Here is a 15,296-nt window from a genome sequence, read left to right as displayed (position 1 = left end):
AAACGCAGGACGTCCACGACAGCTTCCTACCTGCTGCGCACCTCCCACTTGCCCACGAGATTGCGCATGTACGACTCGACGCTCAGCGACAGCCGGTCGGCGATTCGCGGGGTCTCGACGTGTCGTTCACCGGCACTCTCATATTCGGCGTACCCACCTCGGAGGGTAGCGGTGCCGGCGTGATGTTCCATAACGTCATCTTGGGCGTGTATCGCCCGTCAGAGCACCTTCACCACATCTCGGAGGTTCCAGTGTCCGGACCGACCCTCTCGCCCGCGAACCACACACCGCTCAGTCCGCTGCGCTTCCTGGAGCGCTCGGCGACGGTGTTCCCGGATCGGGTCGCCGTCATTCACGGCGACCGCCGCTACAGCTATCGCGAGTTCGGCGACGAGGTCGAGAGACTCGCCCGGGTCCTGCGGAGCCGGATCGAGCCCGGCGACCGCGTTGCGTTCCTGTGCCCGAATACCCCCGAAATGCTGTTCGCCCACTTCGCGGTGCCCCTCGCTGGTGGCGTCTTCATCGCGCTGAACTGGCGGCTGGCGGGCCGCGAACTGGAGTACATCCTCGAGCACTCCGGGACGAGCCTGCTGTTCGTCGACTCCGAACTCGTGGGATCCGTCGCGACCGCCCGCCACGCCGTCCCGAGTCTGCGCGAGGTGATCGAGATTCCCGACTCCACGATCGCGCGGCCGGTGGTCCCGGAGGGGATCGCGACCGGGATGTACGCCGACTTCCTCGCGGCCGCAGACGACGTGGACGACATCCCGTTGCACTGGGGTGTCGATGACGAACAGCAGGTGATCGCGATCAATTACACGTCCGGAACCACCGGGAAACCGAAGGGCGCGATGTATACGCACCGCGGCGCCTATCTCAATTCCCTCGGCGAAACGTTCCACAACGGCTTCACCGGGTCCACCAAATACCTGTGGACGCTGCCGATGTTCCACTGCAACGGCTGGTGCACCCCGTGGGCGGTCACGCAGGCCGCCGGCACGCACATCTGCCTGCGCGCGGTGCGTGCCGACGCGATCTGGGACGCCATCGACACCCTCGGGGTCACTCACCTGTGCGGCGCTCCCGCCGTGTGCTCCACCATTGCCGAAGCGCCCCAGGCACATCCGGTCGACGCCCTGCGGATCACCACCGCCGCGGCGCCGCCGTCACCGACGGTGATCGCCCAGTTGGAGGCGATCGGCGTCACCGTCGTCCATGTGTACGGGCTGACCGAAGTCTACGGGCCGTACACGATCTGCGAGTACCAGGAGTCGTGGAGCGAGCGCACCGCCGAGGAACGCGCGTCCCTGCTGTCCCGGCAGGGCGTGGGCATGGTGCAGGCAGAGAACGCCCGCGTCGTCGACGCGCAGATGAACGACGTCCCCGCCGACGGCGAGACCATGGGCGAGATCGTGCTGCGCGGCAACAACGTCATGCTCGGCTACTACCGCAACCCCGAGGCCACTGCGGAAGCCTTCGCGGGCGGCTGGTTCCACACGGGCGATCTCGGCGTCATGCACCCGGACGGCTACATCCAGCTCAAGGACCGCGCGAAGGACATCATCATCTCCGGCGGCGAGAACATCTCAACCATCGAGGTGGAGCAGGCATTGATAACGCACCCCGCCGTACTCGACGTCGCGGTCATCGGTGTCCCACATCCCAAGTGGGGCGAGCGGCCCAAGGCATTCGTCATTGTGAGGAAGGGGGCCACGGTCACGGCTGAGGAACTCGTCGAGCACACCCGTGGGCGTATCGCGAAGTTCAAGGTGCCCGATGAGATCGTCTTTCCCCTCGAACTCCCCCGCACCCCGACCGGGAAGGTCCTCAAGTTCGAACTTCGAAACTCGAATTGACTGTCTCGCAGGAGCGCGTGAGCGCGGAATCGGAGAACAAAACCCCCGTCGTTGCGATCGGTCGACGGCGCACCCTGTTGATCGAGGACGACACGGACGTTCTCTTCGAGGGCGTCGTCGTGCCCCCGCACGGGTGGATCGACCACGTTCGAGCCCTCGGCGCGGTCGGCGTGATCGCCGGGGCGGGCATCACCTCCAGGCCCGGCTGGGAACGGCAACTCCCCCGGTTGGCCCGCGAGAGCGAACTGCTCGGTTCCGTGGCCAGGGTCACCCTCACGAACGCCTTCGGTAGGAAGATTTCAACGCCTTTGCCTACGAGGTGATCTCGGCATTGCGGCCGGCACTGCCTCCCGCGGCGCTGCACGATGCGGGCTTCGCGCTCGAGGACGACCGGCCCCACCGCGCGGTCATCGAGGTCATGGCAAGTGCGGCGAGACACCAGGTGGTCGTCCCCGCACGAATCTTCGACATGGTCCACCGCCGCGCCACAGACCACACATCGTTCGGGTGGAGGGACTCCCGAACACTGAAACGGCTCCTGCGAAAGGTTCGCACCGACGAACGCGCACCGGCCGCCGAACTCTGAAAGCCCGGCCCGTTACGTTGGAAGATGCTTCTCCGCTGCCACGTCACCTCCGTGCTGAATAATGCATCCGACCCCCGGGCCGGCGGGGCTGACCCGCTCGGAGACTTGTGGGCACCGCGTTGGGTTCGCGCACGTGCCTGACGGCCCGTGCGTCGTTGTGCAAAACTCGGAAGGGTACGTACGAAAGTGCTGCGCCGGACCACTGTGATGCGGAGGCGTCATGTCCCGATCGGTTCCCGGAGGTGCTTCGGAAGACGCGGAGCACACGGCGTACGCGCGTGTGCGTGCCGGCCAGGTCAACGCGGTTCAGGCCGCACTCGAGGATCACATGGGACGCCTGGATTGGTCGAGAGATCAGATCGAGCGCTACCGTACCGAGCGGCTGCGGGCCCTCCTCGCGCACGCACGCGAGCGGTCGCCATTTCATGCCCGGAGACTTCGCGGTCTCGATCCGTCCTCGGCCTCGGTCGCCGACCTGGCGTCGCTGCCGATGATGACGAAGCGGGACGCCCAGGACGAGTGGGATGCGGTCGTCACGGTTCGCGACCTCGACCGCGAACGCGCCGAACGGATTCTGTCCGAGCAACAATGGTTTTCGTACACGTCGGGCGACGAGCAGATCTTCAGCTCGGGTGGGTCGAGTGGTGTCCGCGGCGTCTACGTCTGGGATTGGCAGTTCTACGTTTCGGCGGCGTGCCTTGCCTGGCGGGTACAGGCGCGCGAGGAACGGCGGGCGTCGTCGGTGCGGTCTCCTGCACGGCTGGCCGTGCTGGCGGCCGGTGTCCCCCCGCATGCGAGCACCCCTCTGTTCGACGTGCCGACCGCACCGGGGATGGAGACCGTCGTGATCCCGGTGGGCGCACCGTTCGACGAGGTCGTCGCCGCCGTGGCCGCTGCCCGGCCCACGCATCTGGTGGGCTATGCGACGGAGATCGGACGACTTGCCCGAGCGGCAGTGGCGGGTGACCTGAAGATCAGTCCCGTGCGGGTGAGCACGAACTCCGAACCCCTGCTGATTGAGGACCGGCAGGCCATCCGCGACGCCTGGTCGGTGCCGATCCACAACCTCTGGGGGTCGACCGAGATCGGCGTGCAGGCCGTGGGATGCGGATACGGCGAGGGCCTGCACGTGTGCGAAGACGAGGTTGTGCTCGAGCGTGTCGATGACAGTGGTGCTCCGGTCGCAGCCGATGCGCCCGCCGCGCGAACGCTGGCCACGGGTCTGGCCAACCGCACGTTTCCCTTCATCCGGTACGACCTCGGAGACCAGGTCACGTTGCTGCCCGATCGGTGCGCGTGCGGAAGCGCGTTCGCGCGCGTCGCCGACATCGGTGGGCGGCGCGACGACGACTTCCGGTACGGAACGACGATCGTGCCGGCGAGCACTTTTCGTTACGTCCTCGGCGCAGATCCGCGTATTTCGGAGTATCAGGTCAGACAGACGGTCGACGGAGCGGAGATCTTCGCGGTCGGCGACCCGGACGTCGCCGCGCTGGCGCCGGCTGTCGCCGCGGCGTTGCGTCGGCAAGGTGTGGCCGATCCGCAGGTCCGGATCGCGGTCGTCGACCATCTGCAGCGTCATCAGGCGAGCGGGAAATTGCAGCGGTTCATCGCACTGAGATAGACCCGAGGTGCAACCGCGGTACCCACTCGGGCGGTCGAGTCGGCCAGGGGTCGACGATCTGCACCCAAGGGTGTCTGTCTTCACGGCCACTCCCGTTCGAGGATGGTCGTACACGGTCACCCAGTCGAGGAGCAATGATGACGGACACTGATTGCGGGGCGGTCGCCGAGAACGCTGGGGGCGCATCACCTGCCGCCACAGATTTGAGTCGCGTTCACGCCGAGATCGCCCGCCTCGATGCGGAGATCCTGGATGCGGTCAATCGCCGTCTCGCTCTCGCACAGCTCGCGGCCCGAACCCGGGTCGAGTCCGGTGCACCGATGGTCGCGCTCGGCGGCGAGACGGACGTGATCCGCCGGTATCAGGACGAGTTGGGTCCCCGCGGCTCACTGCTGGCCCTGGAATTGCTCCGGCTGGCGCGGCCACCCTTCTCTTCGACGTACCGAACTCGGTAGCCCACCCACTTTCACCTCGGTCGATACCGAGCACGAGAGCAGTGCCCAGCAGTCGTCGTGACGCTGGGCACTGTTCGCCTGTCCAGCACAATCCGGGTGCGCCAGATCGGCCGCGACACCGAAAGCGCCCCCAACCGATGTCACCATCCCGGATCCTCCGACGGCGGATGCGACCGCGGCTGTCGAACTGAAGGCGGCATTCGAACAGATCCGCGACGCCCAGCGGCGAGGCGACTTCAGTGCGTTCGGTGCCGCCCTCGACCACCAGCAGGCGGTCGATGCCTCTCCCACCCCGGCCGACTGCGCCGTGCGCCCACCGCGAGCAAGGCCTACTTCCGTCGCCATGCGGTCCTTGGATTTCCTCACCGCATTCGGTCACCAGCCGAGCCGCTGGGGGTGCATCGTGAAGACCATGCGTGATTTCCGATTCTCGTTCAACGTCTTCGGCTTCGAGTCCCGCGACGCCCTTCTCGACCGATGCCGACTCGGCGAGAGCGCCGGCTACGACACCGTGTTCGCCGCGGACCATCTCGGCGCCCCGGCCCCGTTTCCGCTGCTGGTGGCCGTCGCCGATGCCACCCGCTTGCGTGTCGGAACCCTGGTGCTCAACGCACCGTTCTGGAATGCGGCCCTCCTCGCCCGCGAGATCGCGACGACGGACGTCCTCACCGACGGAAGGCTCGACATCGGACTCGGTGCCGGACACATGAAGTGGGAGTTCGACGCAGCTGGTATCGAATGGAAAGCCCTCGGCGGACGGGTCGAACAGTTGTCGGAGATGGTCGACGGCCTGCGCACCTTCTTCACCGCGGATCTCGACGAGTTACCCGAGGGCCGCGCCCTGCCACGACCGTTGCAGCGGCGCGGATTCGGCGGCTCGGGCCCACCACTGATCATCGGCGGCACCGGCGACCGGGTGCTGCGGGTCGCGGCGGCCCACGCCGACATCGTCGGCGTCGCGGGGGCACTTCAGATTCCGGGCCGACCCCCGGGCACCTTCCGCCTCGCTACCGCGAACGAGACCGCCGAGCGAATTCGGTTCGTGCGGACACACGCCGACGCGAGAGCTGAAGACATCGAGTGGCATCTACTGGTCCAGATGGTCGTCGAGACGGATGACCGCCGGGCCGCGGCTAGCGAGATCGCGGACCGGCTCGGTGGGACGATGTCAGTCGACGACGTCCTCGGCACCCCGTTTGTCCTCGTGGGGACCGTGGAGGAGATGGCCGAGCAGCTCCGACGCCATCGGGAGCGCTACGGTTTCTCGTACATCACCGTCCACGAACCGTATCTGGAGGTGTTCGCGCCCGTGATCCGTCAACTCCGCGAACAGAGCTGACGGACAACGACTCACGGGGTGTTGATGTATTCCTGAATGGCCTGCTGCGCCCTGGGGTTGCCCTGCCCGATACCGACGATCGCGCCGGTGATCGCCCCGATCGGCGTGCCGACGATGCAACCGGCGAGACTGCCGGGAAACATCGAGACACACCCGACGCCGAGACCGATGAGCGCGCCGATCGCCGTCCCGGCCGCTCCCCCGTTGGCCCAGCCGACGCCGAGCTCGTTGAGCATGTTCTCGAGGGCCTTCTGCTTGTCGACCTCGTGCCTGCCGGGGATCGCCAGGGCCGGCGTTCCCGTGTTCGGTAGGACCGGGTCGGCGTGGGCCGTACCCGCCCCCAGTGTCACCGTCGCTGCGACGAGGACCGACGCTGCCGATTTCTTGATCAAGTTCATCGCGATCCCACCCTGCTGAAGAAGGAAAAACCGGTTCTGACTGTAACCTGCGGCTGCATCATCGGTGGCGAAACCGCGGCATCGGAAGACTACCCCGGCGATTGTCCGCCGGCAGGGCTGAAATGTTCGGCTCGAGGTCTCGGTAAAAGATGAGTGTGCCGTCGTGGTGCCGCCCGTGGCACACAGCACGTCGCCGAGCAAGGGTTCAGGGCAGCGATTCGGGCAGCCCGAACGGCTCGAAGTGTTCCGGCCCGAGGAACGAAGTGAGGTCCGCGATCTTGGTGCCGCGCAGGGTCAGCACGGTGATCGACCAGGGCAGGTGGGTGCCGGCGTCTTCGTCCCAGAGGTAGAAGGCGACGGCGGGCTGACCGTTCGCACCGACCGGGAGGTGACGCCACGAACCGCACCCCGTGAGCGGGACCCGGACCGCGAAATCGGTGACCGCGTCGAGACCGCGGTACCAGTGCGCCATCGGTGGCATCGACCAGGTGACATCCTCCGTCAGCAAGGCAACCAGGGCGTCGGCGTCACCGCGTTCCAAAGCACTGGAGTACCCGGCGACGATGGCACGCAGACGCGTATCGTCGATCTCTCGCAAAGTGTGCGCCTGCGTGACCGGCGGAATCTTCTCGGCGACGATCGCCCGTGCCCGCTGCAGCGCGCTGTTCACCGACGCCGTCGACGTATTCATGGTGTCGGCGATCTCGGCGGCGGAGAAACCCAGGACTTCGAAGAGAAGCAGGGCCGCCCGCTGATTGCCCGGCAGATGTTGCAGTGCCGCAACGAATGCCAATTCGACAGCCTCGCGTTGCTCGTAGTGTGCGGCCGGCCCTGCCGATTCGGCGGTCGGACCCGCGTCAGCGTAGGGCCCCAGCCAGGCCACGTCCGTGAGCGGGACGTCACCGATGACGGCACGATCACTGGACGGGCCCAGGTCGACGGGCAGGGCCCGCCTACCGCGCGATTCGACGGTGTCCAGGCACGTGCGTGTCGCGACGGTGTAGAGCCAGGAGCGCAGCGTGCTTCGACCTTCGAACCGAGCAAAACCGCGCCACGCCCGCAACAAGGCATCCTGCAGAGCGTCGTCGGCGTCGTGACTGGATCCGAGCATGCGGTAACAATGCGCGTGCAGTTCTCGGCGCAACGGTCCGACGAGGCGGGTGAACGCGGCATCGTCTCCGTCGCGCGCCCTGGCCAGGTCGGCATCCTCGGCGTCTGCCGCGCCGGGTGTTCGTGCGGACATGTCGGTCACAAGGGACGATTCTGCCCGACCGCCGGCGGTCGCACCGGCGACCGGCAAGACCTGCCAGCGGCAAACGGGCCCTCTCGGTCTATCTCGAGCATCGGACCGTGGCACAGCGCACCACATCACCTGGTGGTGGTCGGAGCTGGTGTGGGCGCCAGCGACATCCCGGCGTAGACCTCGTCGAGAACTGTGGGCAGCAAAGCGTTCGCCGTGGTCTTGCCCTCGGGCGACAAGGTCAGGTTCGTCCAGATCACCAGCGTGACGTCGTTGTCCGGGTCGTAGCCGATGAACGAGTTGAAACCCGGCAGCTCACCGCCGTGGTAGTACATCGAGGCGTTCGGCCCGAAACGCTGATAGCTGATGCCGTACCCGTATTGCTGCCCGTCGGGTGTGCTCGGATCCTCGGGTTGCAGGCTGTGGAGCCATTGCTGCTGGTACTCGGGATTCAGGACAGTGCCCGACACCAGGGCCCGGATCCACGTGGCCAGGTCGTCTGCGGTGGAGATGGCGCCACCGGCAGCGGTGGCGTAGGAGGAATTCTGGTTGGTGTAATCGAGGGGTTGGAGCGTTCCCGCGCGTGCGGCGGCCTGCATGTTTGCGGGATACTCCTCGTCGACCATCGCGTAGGACGATTCGCCGTACATGTAGCCGTGCGAATAGCGATCCGGGATGGTCGCGGCGTCGTCGGCAGCGGGAAGCGAGGTTTGCTGCAACCCGAGGGGCCCGAACAATCGATCCCGCAATTGCTCGGCCAATGGGCGCGCGCCGACCTTCTCGGCGATCAGACCCAGCAATGCGTAGTTCGTATTGCTGTACTCGTAGGAGGTGCCCGGCGGGAATTCCGGCGGGTGCCGGAACGCGATATCCAAGACCTCTTGCGGCGTCCAGGCCTTCGCCGGGTCGGTATCCAGAGTGGCCGCGAATTCGGGCGAGTTCGTGTAGTTGTACAGCCCACTGCGCATCGTCAACAGCTCTGCGACGGTGATGTTCTCGCCGTTGGGCACATCCGAAACGTAGGTGGACACCGGGTCGCTGAACTCGAGCTTCCCGTCCTGGGCGAGGAGCACGGTCAGCGCCGCAGTCATGGTCTTGGTGTTCGACGCGATCCGGAAATGGGTTTGTTCGTCAGGCGGCGTCTGCGCGCCCAGTTCGGCCGTACCGACCACGGCGCCAAAGGTCCCCTGCGGGGTGCGGAGCTGCACCACCGCGCCGGGCACGAGTAGCTCCTCGGCCGCCGCGTTCACGGCGGCCTGGAATGCAGCCGGATCGATGGGTTTCAGCGCCGACCCCTCCGGTGCGGCCGCGCTCGTCGCGGCGGGCAATGCACCGTTGGACGTCTGCGAGGTCGTCGGCTCTGAACTGGTCGAGCAGCCCGCGATCGCAACGGCAACGCCCACCGCGAGCACAGCGGCGCGGGTGGCATTCGGTGTGCGGCACCGACGCCCTCCGGCCGTCCGGCTCGGCACGTTCTCCGCCGGGAAATTCCTCATCGCCGGCATCACCGCCTCTGCGGCAGAGTTCGATACCGCGCCGATGAGCGGTACCAGCTGGGCAGATCTCCTTGTGCATCCTAACCCCGATGCCCGCCCGCTCCTTCGACTTCACCGGAACAATCTCCCGCGAGAAAATACACTTCTCCACCTTCACGATGGGCCCCGAGGAGACAGAATGCGGGAACCGCACTGACACCCGATCACCGGTTCACCTCCTCCGACCCGCTCATCGTCACCCGCAACAACCCGCTCAGACGAACGCGGCGTCGGAGAGGGGTAGATCCGCCGCACCTGTAGCGCCCACTAGATCCGCTCCCGTTTCAAGAATGGTCGCGAGGGTAATTGCGGTGTATGGGTGCACGGGTGAGGACAAGCGGCCGGAGCACACCGGCCAGGCCTGACCGTGGAGGCACTTCCTCTCACCGCAAGACCGCGGACAACGACGAGCCGATGGCCACCGCCACGGCGGCGCCAGTTCGATCACACCAGATTTCGAGGAAGTCGACGCCGCCCTCCGGCGCAACCTCGGGGCGGTTGCCACGAAGACGACCGTTGCCCCCCAGGCGACCGGCAGCCGAAAAATCACCCTCCACGACACGCCACAGCGTCCCCGGGAGAAGGAAGCCGGCACCCCCACCGTCGCGAACGGACCGCGCCGACTCCGACACTACGAAGCCGACGACCCGGAAGCGTCCCCGAGACACAGGGTCCCACGTGACGGCGCGCCCTCGGTCCACCACGCCGACTCGTCAGCGCAGGTCTGACCCGATCTCGCAGGATACCGAACGCGGACTGTTGTCGCGGTCGGTCGAGGCGGTCATCGCATGGCTGAAAAACCAGGTTCACCGGCTCATGGACGCACTGCGAGAACGCGGCGAGACGGTGACGCAGAATATTCGGCAGAAGTTCCGGGAATGGATGGACACGCTCGTCGACACGATCGCGCAGAGCGACGCCGGGATCGACGCCGCAATCGCAGGCATTCGGGCCGCCCTGACCGGCAAGAGTCCTGTGTGGGCCGCGATCAAAGCGCTCGTGTCCGGGTTGAGCGGCAAGGCCAAGGTCGCCCTCGTTCTCGTCCTGGTCCTCGGGTCCCTGCTCGCGCCGGTACTGCTCGTGGTCGTCCTGCTGGTGCTCATTGTCGCGGCGCTGGTGGCGGCGGTGCGCGCCGCCGCCACGTGAACGACCAGAATTTTCACCGCGAACAGGGTTGACGCTGAGGAACTTTCGATTCTCGGCGCCAATTCGCCATCTCGATACAGTCCGCGTGGATGCGTGGCCGCGGAAAGCTGCCCGAACCGAATTTCTTGCTGGTGGTTGAGTGTCCCGCAGCTGGGGTAGTCGACAAGCGGCGCCGCTTACCGCGCACGGTTTTGCGAGACATTTCCGAGAACGGTCCTGCGACACATTGCCGAAGTGGGCGAGCGATGCGCCGGTGACTACTCGGTAAAGGGGTTCGACGATGAAGACCAAAGGTCAGGTGGCATTGGCCGTCGGCGCGGGATACATGCTGGGCCGTACACACCGAATGAAGATGGCACTGATGCTCGCGGCCGCGGGTGCGACCGGACGCTTCCCCGGCGGACCACGCGATTTACTGGAACGCGGTACGAAGATGCTCGCGAGCTCCCCCGAGTTCGCCAAGATCAGCGACTCGGTGCGCGAAGAGCTGGTCAGCGCGGCGAAGGCAGCGGCGGTCACCGCCGCAAGCCAACGCATCAATTCGCTCAACAACCGCCTCCTGTCAAGCGGCGGAGAAGTCGTCGGCGACGTAGGCGACACCGTGGACGACACCGCGAGCGGTGTCGGCAATTCCGTAGGCAAGCTCAGCAGGCTCGGAAAACTCGGTCGCAAGCGACGCGGCCGGTCCGAGGACGAGGAGTACGACGAAGCCGAAGTCGAGGAAGAGCCGGACGAACAGTACGCCGACGAGGACGACGAGTACGAGGAACCCGACGAGGAAGATGCCGCAGACGAGGAAGATGCCGCCGACGAGGAATCCGCGCCCCCACGCAAGCGCCCCGCCGCGCGTCGACGGACTTCCAGTAACGGCAGCTCTCGGCCGACCAGCAGATCGCGGAGCGCGAAATCCGACGAGGATGACGAAGAGGCCCCTACCAGGGTCCGAAAGACACGGGCCAAGGCCACGACTAATTCTGCGCCCGTCCGGCGCGGCGGACGGTGAGCACGATGACGAACGCCGCGAAGAAACTACAAGAGGCCGTACCGGGTGACGGGCACGGCGCGTCGAGCGTGCTGCAGGACTCGATACAGACGCTGCTCGGCACGGTCGCCGAGAAGGCACTGTCGTCGGTCTCGGACAAGGTGTCGAACACCTCCGGTCGGCTCACCGACTACGCCGAGAGCGGCGGCGAAGGAGGGCTGCTCGCCGCACTCACCGGTTCCGAGAAAACGGATGACGACGAGTCGCCGGACAAGTCCGACACCGGCGGCGGCTGGTGGGATGGCGCCAAGCAGATGGTCAAGGACAAAGCCTCCGACGTCAAGGACGCCGTCACCGGCGGGGGCGGTGGCGGTAGCGGAAAAGGCAAGAAGCTGAAATTGACCAACATCGTCGAAACGATCGACGTCGGAGTCCCGGTTCAGCTGGCCTACAACCAGTGGACCCAATTCGCCGACTTCCCGTCGTTCATGAAGAAGGTCGAACGGGTCGAACAGGAATCGGACGAAAAGCTCGAATGGAAGGCACAGATCTTCCTGTCGCACCGAACCTGGGAAGCGACGATCCTCGAGCAGGTTCCCGACGAGCGGATCGTGTGGCGCTCGAAGGGCGCCAAAGGTTTCATCGACGGGGCGGTGACGTTCCACGAGGTGACCCCCGATCTCACCCGCATCGTTCTCATCCTCGAGTATCACCCGAAGGGACTGTTCGAGAAGACGGGAAACCTCTGGCGTGCACAGGGACGACGAGCACGGCTGGAATTGAAGCACTTTGCACGCCATGTCATGACACAGACAATCCTCCATCCCGACGACGTCGAGGGCTGGCGCGGAGAAATCCGGGACGGTCAGGTAGTCGAGCGGGAGGAGGACGAGGCGCAGCCGGAGGAATCGGAGGATCTCGAGGAAGAGGAAACGGACGAGAGCGAGGGTGAAGAGCCCGAAGGCGAGGAGGCTGAAGGCGAGGAGCCCGAAGGCGACGAGGCTGAGGAAACCAACGAAGACGACACCGAGGAAACCGACGAGGACGCCGGCGAGCAAACGGACGAGGACGAGGAAGCACCGCCGCCGCGACGCCGAGGTCGCCCGCGCAAGACCGCGGCTGCCGCCGAGGACCAGGCCCCGAAACGGCGAGGTCGCCCGCGCAAGACTGCCGCGAAGACGGCGGGCTCGAGACAAGGAGCACGGCGATGACGGCGATACAACCGGCGGGGGGAGGTGGCGGCGGAGTCGGTGGCGGTCCCAGCTCGAGTAGCCTCGCCGACGTCATCGACACCATCCTCGACAAGGGTCTCGTCATCGACGCCTACGTGCGCGTCTCGCTGGTCGGCATCGAACTGCTGACGATCGACGCACGCGTCGTGGTCGCCAGTGTCGACACCTACCTGAGGTTCGCGGAGGCCGTGAACCGGCTCGAAATCGGCAGTGGCGAGCCGAAGGGCCTGACGGATCTCGTCGGGGACGTCACCGAGGGTGGTGCCAAGTCGAAAACCAAGGGCGCACTCGAGTCCGCGGGTGAGAAACTCGGCGACATCCTCGGCGGAGGGCAGGAAGAACCTGAGCGCGAACGCGTTTCGCGTAAGTCCACTCGAGGGGACAAGTGATGTCTACGTCAAAACAGAGCACCGACGCACCCGACGAGCCGCGCACCAGCGGTGTCTACGTGTACGGAATCGTGCCTGCCGATGTGGAAGCCGAAGAAGACGCGGTCGGCGTGTGTGACGGACCGGTCAGCACCGTCAAGCACGGCGACATCGCAGCGCTCGTGAGCGAAATTTCAGTGGACAGACCGCTCGGGAAGCCCGAGGACCTCCGAACCCATGCACACGTGCTGGACGGCACGTCTCGGGTGGCACCGGTGCTCCCACTTCGTTTCGGGGCGGTCATGACCGATGAGGACGCCGTCGCGGAGGAGTTACTCGCGGCACACGCCGAGGAGTTCGCCGCCGCGCTGGAGGAACTCGAAGGCCGAGCACAATACGTCGTGAAGGGGCGGTACGTCGAGGAGGCGATCCTCCGAGAAATAATCGAAGAGAACGAACAGGCGAGCAAGCTGCTCGGCACGATCCGAGATCAGCCCGAGGAGACCACCCGCGACGCCCGGATGGCCCTCGGCGAGATCGTGAGCAACGCCATCGAGGCCAAGCGCGACGAAGACACCCGGAAGGTGGTCGAGGCACTCGACTCGCTGTCCGATTCGGTCAACGTCCGGGAACCGACGCACGAGGAGGAGGCCGCGCAAGTAGCCGTCCTCGTCGAGGTCGCCCGGCAGGAAGAACTCGAGAAGGCAGTGGGAGAACTGGCCGAGCAGTGGGACGGCCGGGTCGACATGCGCCTGCTCGGACCGCTCGCCGCCTACGACTTCGTGGTGACGCAGAAACCGGAGGGCTGACCGATGGGTCTGCTGTCGTTCATCGCCACCCTGCCACTCGCCCCCGTTCGTGGGGTGATCTCGCTGGCCGAGTTGATCCAGCAACAGGTCGAGGAGGAACTCCACAATCCCGCGAGTGCGCGCCGCGCTCTCGAGGAGCTGGAGGACGCCCGTGCGGCAGGCGAGATCTCCGCCGAGGAGGAAGAGCAGGCACAGCAGGCCATCCTCGATCGAATGACCGGAACAGCACATCCCACCGGTCCGGAAAAGGAGTGACGGGCGATGGCAGACGAGGAGCCACCACCGTTGCCGGCACCCGAGATCGCCGAGATCGCGACGCGTGACATTGCGCAGTTGACCGGCAAGAAACCACTGGGTGCGACATCGGTCATGCCGACCGACGACGGCTGGACGGTGGAGGTGGAGGTAGTCGAGGACCGGCGAATACCGTCGTCGACGGACATGCTCGCGATGTACGAGGTGGTGTTGGATCTGGATGGAGAGCTCCTGTCCTACCGCAGAACCCGCCGCTACGTCCGCGGTGTCGGTGACAGCGGGAGCGCGCAGTCATGACCATCGCCGGCGGCGGCGCGAGCAACCTTCCGCAGAGTTCGGGCGGCGGAATGGGCGGCGGGCACCAGTCGACGAACCTCGGCGAGATCCTCGAGCGGGTACTCGACAAGGGGCTCGTGATCGCCGGAGACATCCAGGTCAACCTGCTCGACATCGAACTGCTGACCATCAAGGTCCGACTGGTGATCGCCTCGCTGGAAACCGCGAAGGAGGTAGGCATCGATTGGTGGGAGCACGACCCCTGGCTGACGGGCAGGAACAGCGACGTCGAACTCGAGAACCGGAAGCTGCGGGAGCGGATCGCCGAACTCGAGTCCGACAGGTCTGTTCATCCTGCCGTGGAGACCGCCGAAACGGTCGAGGTGGAGGCGAAACGTCAGGAGCAAGACGATGACCGCGGATGACGGCGTGTGGCTCTACAGCATCACCACCGACAGCATCGGCGACGCACAACTCGCCGGGGTCACCGGAGTGGCCGGCGAGCCGGTCCGCGCGGTGGCGTCGGCGGGTCTGGTCGCGGTGGTGGGGACGGTGAGTCTGAGCGAATTCGGGCAGGACCCGCTGCAGCGCAACCTCGAGGACCTCGACTGGCTCGCGGCAACCGCGAGAGCACACGACGCTGTGGTGGCTGCCGTACTGCGCCACGGTCCCACCGTTCCATTGCGGTTGGCGACCCTCTACCTCGACGACGATCGCGTTCGCCTCCTCCTCGACGAACGACAGGAGGAGTTCAGCACAACGCTGCGTCGGGTGACCGGACGAAGCGAATGGGGTGTCAAAGCGTACGGAGACGCGAAGGCTTTGGCGCAGAACGTGAAAGAGGAGCCTTCCGCGACGGGTACTGGGGGAAAGGGGACCGCGTATCTCCTGCGTCGTCGTGCGGAGTTGAGCGCACAGCAAGACGTGGAACGCAGGGCGGCCGGCCACGCGGACGAGATTCACTCCGCGCTTCTTGGCCTTGCCGTCGACGGGCTTCGACGGCAAGTCACCGATCCGGTGCTGACCGGCAAACGGGCCTGGATGATCTTCAACGGCACCTACCTCGTGGACAACGAACGGGTCGACGACTTCGCTGCGCTCGTGTCGGCACTCGACACCGAACGCCCGGGCATCACACTGGATCTGACCGGACCGTGGCCGCCGTACTCCTTCGCCGGGATCGACGGGTGAGCCC

At 66.1% G+C, this 15,296-nt stretch carries 19 protein-coding genes; 15 read left to right on the top strand and 4 right to left on the bottom strand.

Annotation, left to right across the window (positions count from 1 at the left end):
- Positions 1-26 precede the first annotated feature (26 nt).
- On the bottom strand, positions 27-191 hold the full coding sequence (locus GO592_RS12560) for a hypothetical protein (protein ID WP_155756081.1): 165 nt from the start codon (positions 189-191) through the stop codon (positions 27-29).
- A gap of 60 nt (positions 192-251) precedes the next feature.
- Here GO592_RS12560 and GO592_RS12555 point away from each other — a divergent pair, with 60 nt between their 5' ends.
- From GO592_RS12555 to GO592_RS12535, 6 genes are all read left to right on the top strand, one after another.
- A complete protein-coding gene (locus GO592_RS12555) occupies positions 252-1,856 on the top strand; it encodes an AMP-binding protein (protein ID WP_007295647.1) in 1,605 nt (534 codons plus the stop codon).
- Positions 1,857-1,873: 17 nt separating this feature from the next.
- Positions 1,874-2,179, top strand: coding sequence for a hypothetical protein (locus tag GO592_RS44370; protein WP_237720330.1), 306 nt, complete (start codon positions 1,874-1,876; stop codon positions 2,177-2,179).
- On the top strand, positions 2,176-2,442 hold the full coding sequence (locus GO592_RS44365; RefSeq protein WP_237720331.1) for a hypothetical protein: 267 nt from the start codon (positions 2,176-2,178) through the stop codon (positions 2,440-2,442). Before GO592_RS44370 ends, GO592_RS44365 begins: the two co-directional genes overlap by 4 nt.
- Before the next feature lie 220 nt (positions 2,443-2,662).
- On the top strand, positions 2,663-4,066 hold the full coding sequence (locus tag GO592_RS12545; RefSeq protein WP_007295648.1) for a phenylacetate--CoA ligase family protein: 1,404 nt from the start codon (positions 2,663-2,665) through the stop codon (positions 4,064-4,066).
- Positions 4,067-4,203: 137 nt separating this feature from the next.
- Positions 4,204-4,521, top strand: a complete 318-nt coding sequence (locus GO592_RS12540) for a chorismate mutase (RefSeq protein WP_037203437.1) — start codon at positions 4,204-4,206, stop codon at positions 4,519-4,521.
- A 412-nt stretch (positions 4,522-4,933) separates the two neighbouring features.
- Positions 4,934-5,860: an LLM class F420-dependent oxidoreductase gene (locus GO592_RS12535; RefSeq protein WP_193385468.1), complete on the top strand. Its 927-nt coding sequence runs from the start codon at positions 4,934-4,936 to the stop codon at positions 5,858-5,860.
- An 11-nt stretch (positions 5,861-5,871) separates the two neighbouring features.
- Here GO592_RS12535 and GO592_RS12530 read toward each other — a convergent pair whose 3' ends face one another.
- The 3 genes from GO592_RS12530 to GO592_RS12520 form a co-directional block, all read right to left on the bottom strand.
- Positions 5,872-6,258 carry a hypothetical protein gene (locus GO592_RS12530; protein WP_005565561.1) on the bottom strand — a complete coding sequence of 129 codons (387 nt, stop codon included), beginning with the start codon at positions 6,256-6,258 and terminating at the stop codon, positions 5,872-5,874.
- 205 nt (positions 6,259-6,463) lie between these two features.
- Complete coding sequence (locus GO592_RS12525) at positions 6,464-7,510, bottom strand: sigma-70 family RNA polymerase sigma factor (RefSeq protein WP_007295650.1); 1,047 nt, start codon at positions 7,508-7,510, stop codon at positions 6,464-6,466.
- A gap of 116 nt (positions 7,511-7,626) precedes the next feature.
- Positions 7,627-8,826 carry a serine hydrolase domain-containing protein gene (locus tag GO592_RS12520; protein ID WP_007295651.1) on the bottom strand — a complete coding sequence of 400 codons (1,200 nt, stop codon included), beginning with the start codon at positions 8,824-8,826 and terminating at the stop codon, positions 7,627-7,629.
- Positions 8,827-9,849: 1,023 nt separating this feature from the next.
- Here GO592_RS12520 and GO592_RS12515 point away from each other — a divergent pair.
- From GO592_RS12515 to GO592_RS12475, 9 genes are all read left to right on the top strand, one after another.
- Positions 9,850-10,179 carry a hypothetical protein gene (locus GO592_RS12515; RefSeq protein ID WP_237720332.1) on the top strand — a complete coding sequence of 110 codons (330 nt, stop codon included), beginning with the start codon at positions 9,850-9,852 and terminating at the stop codon, positions 10,177-10,179.
- Between the two features lie 280 nt (positions 10,180-10,459).
- The gene (locus GO592_RS12510; protein WP_007295655.1) at positions 10,460-11,182 is read left to right on the top strand and encodes a hypothetical protein; all 723 of its coding nucleotides are present in this window, start codon (positions 10,460-10,462) and stop codon (positions 11,180-11,182) included.
- Positions 11,183-11,187: 5 nt separating this feature from the next.
- Positions 11,188-12,372, top strand: a complete 1,185-nt coding sequence (locus GO592_RS12505) for an SRPBCC family protein (protein ID WP_202715183.1) — start codon at positions 11,188-11,190, stop codon at positions 12,370-12,372.
- Complete coding sequence (gene gvpJ / locus GO592_RS12500) at positions 12,369-12,782, top strand: gas vesicle protein GvpJ (protein ID WP_172650750.1); 414 nt, start codon at positions 12,369-12,371, stop codon at positions 12,780-12,782. The genes GO592_RS12505 and gvpJ overlap by 4 nt, the downstream gene beginning before the upstream one ends.
- The gene (locus GO592_RS12495) at positions 12,782-13,570 is read left to right on the top strand and encodes a GvpL/GvpF family gas vesicle protein (protein WP_005262630.1); all 789 of its coding nucleotides are present in this window, start codon (positions 12,782-12,784) and stop codon (positions 13,568-13,570) included. Before gvpJ ends, GO592_RS12495 begins: the two co-directional genes overlap by 1 nt.
- A gap of 3 nt (positions 13,571-13,573) precedes the next feature.
- Positions 13,574-13,825 (top strand): gas vesicle protein GvpG, encoded by a 252-nt coding sequence (locus GO592_RS12490; protein ID WP_005564558.1) that lies wholly within the window; start codon positions 13,574-13,576, stop codon positions 13,823-13,825.
- A 6-nt stretch (positions 13,826-13,831) separates the two neighbouring features.
- The gene (locus GO592_RS12485; protein ID WP_172650751.1) at positions 13,832-14,122 is read left to right on the top strand and encodes a gas vesicle protein GvpO; all 291 of its coding nucleotides are present in this window, start codon (positions 13,832-13,834) and stop codon (positions 14,120-14,122) included.
- Positions 14,119-14,526 (top strand): gas vesicle protein, encoded by a 408-nt coding sequence (locus tag GO592_RS12480; RefSeq protein WP_172650752.1) that lies wholly within the window; start codon positions 14,119-14,121, stop codon positions 14,524-14,526. Before GO592_RS12485 ends, GO592_RS12480 begins: the two co-directional genes overlap by 4 nt.
- The gene (locus GO592_RS12475; RefSeq protein WP_172650753.1) at positions 14,513-15,292 is read left to right on the top strand and encodes a GvpL/GvpF family gas vesicle protein; all 780 of its coding nucleotides are present in this window, start codon (positions 14,513-14,515) and stop codon (positions 15,290-15,292) included. Before GO592_RS12480 ends, GO592_RS12475 begins: the two co-directional genes overlap by 14 nt.
- Positions 15,293-15,296 lie beyond the last annotated feature (4 nt).

This window comes from Rhodococcus sp. 21391 (assembly GCF_016772255.1).
Lineage (GTDB): Bacteria > Actinomycetota > Actinomycetes > Mycobacteriales > Mycobacteriaceae > Rhodococcus_F > Rhodococcus_F opacus.
The sequence above is the reverse complement of the archived record's forward strand: the minus strand, read 5'-3'. Positions and strand labels throughout refer to the sequence as shown.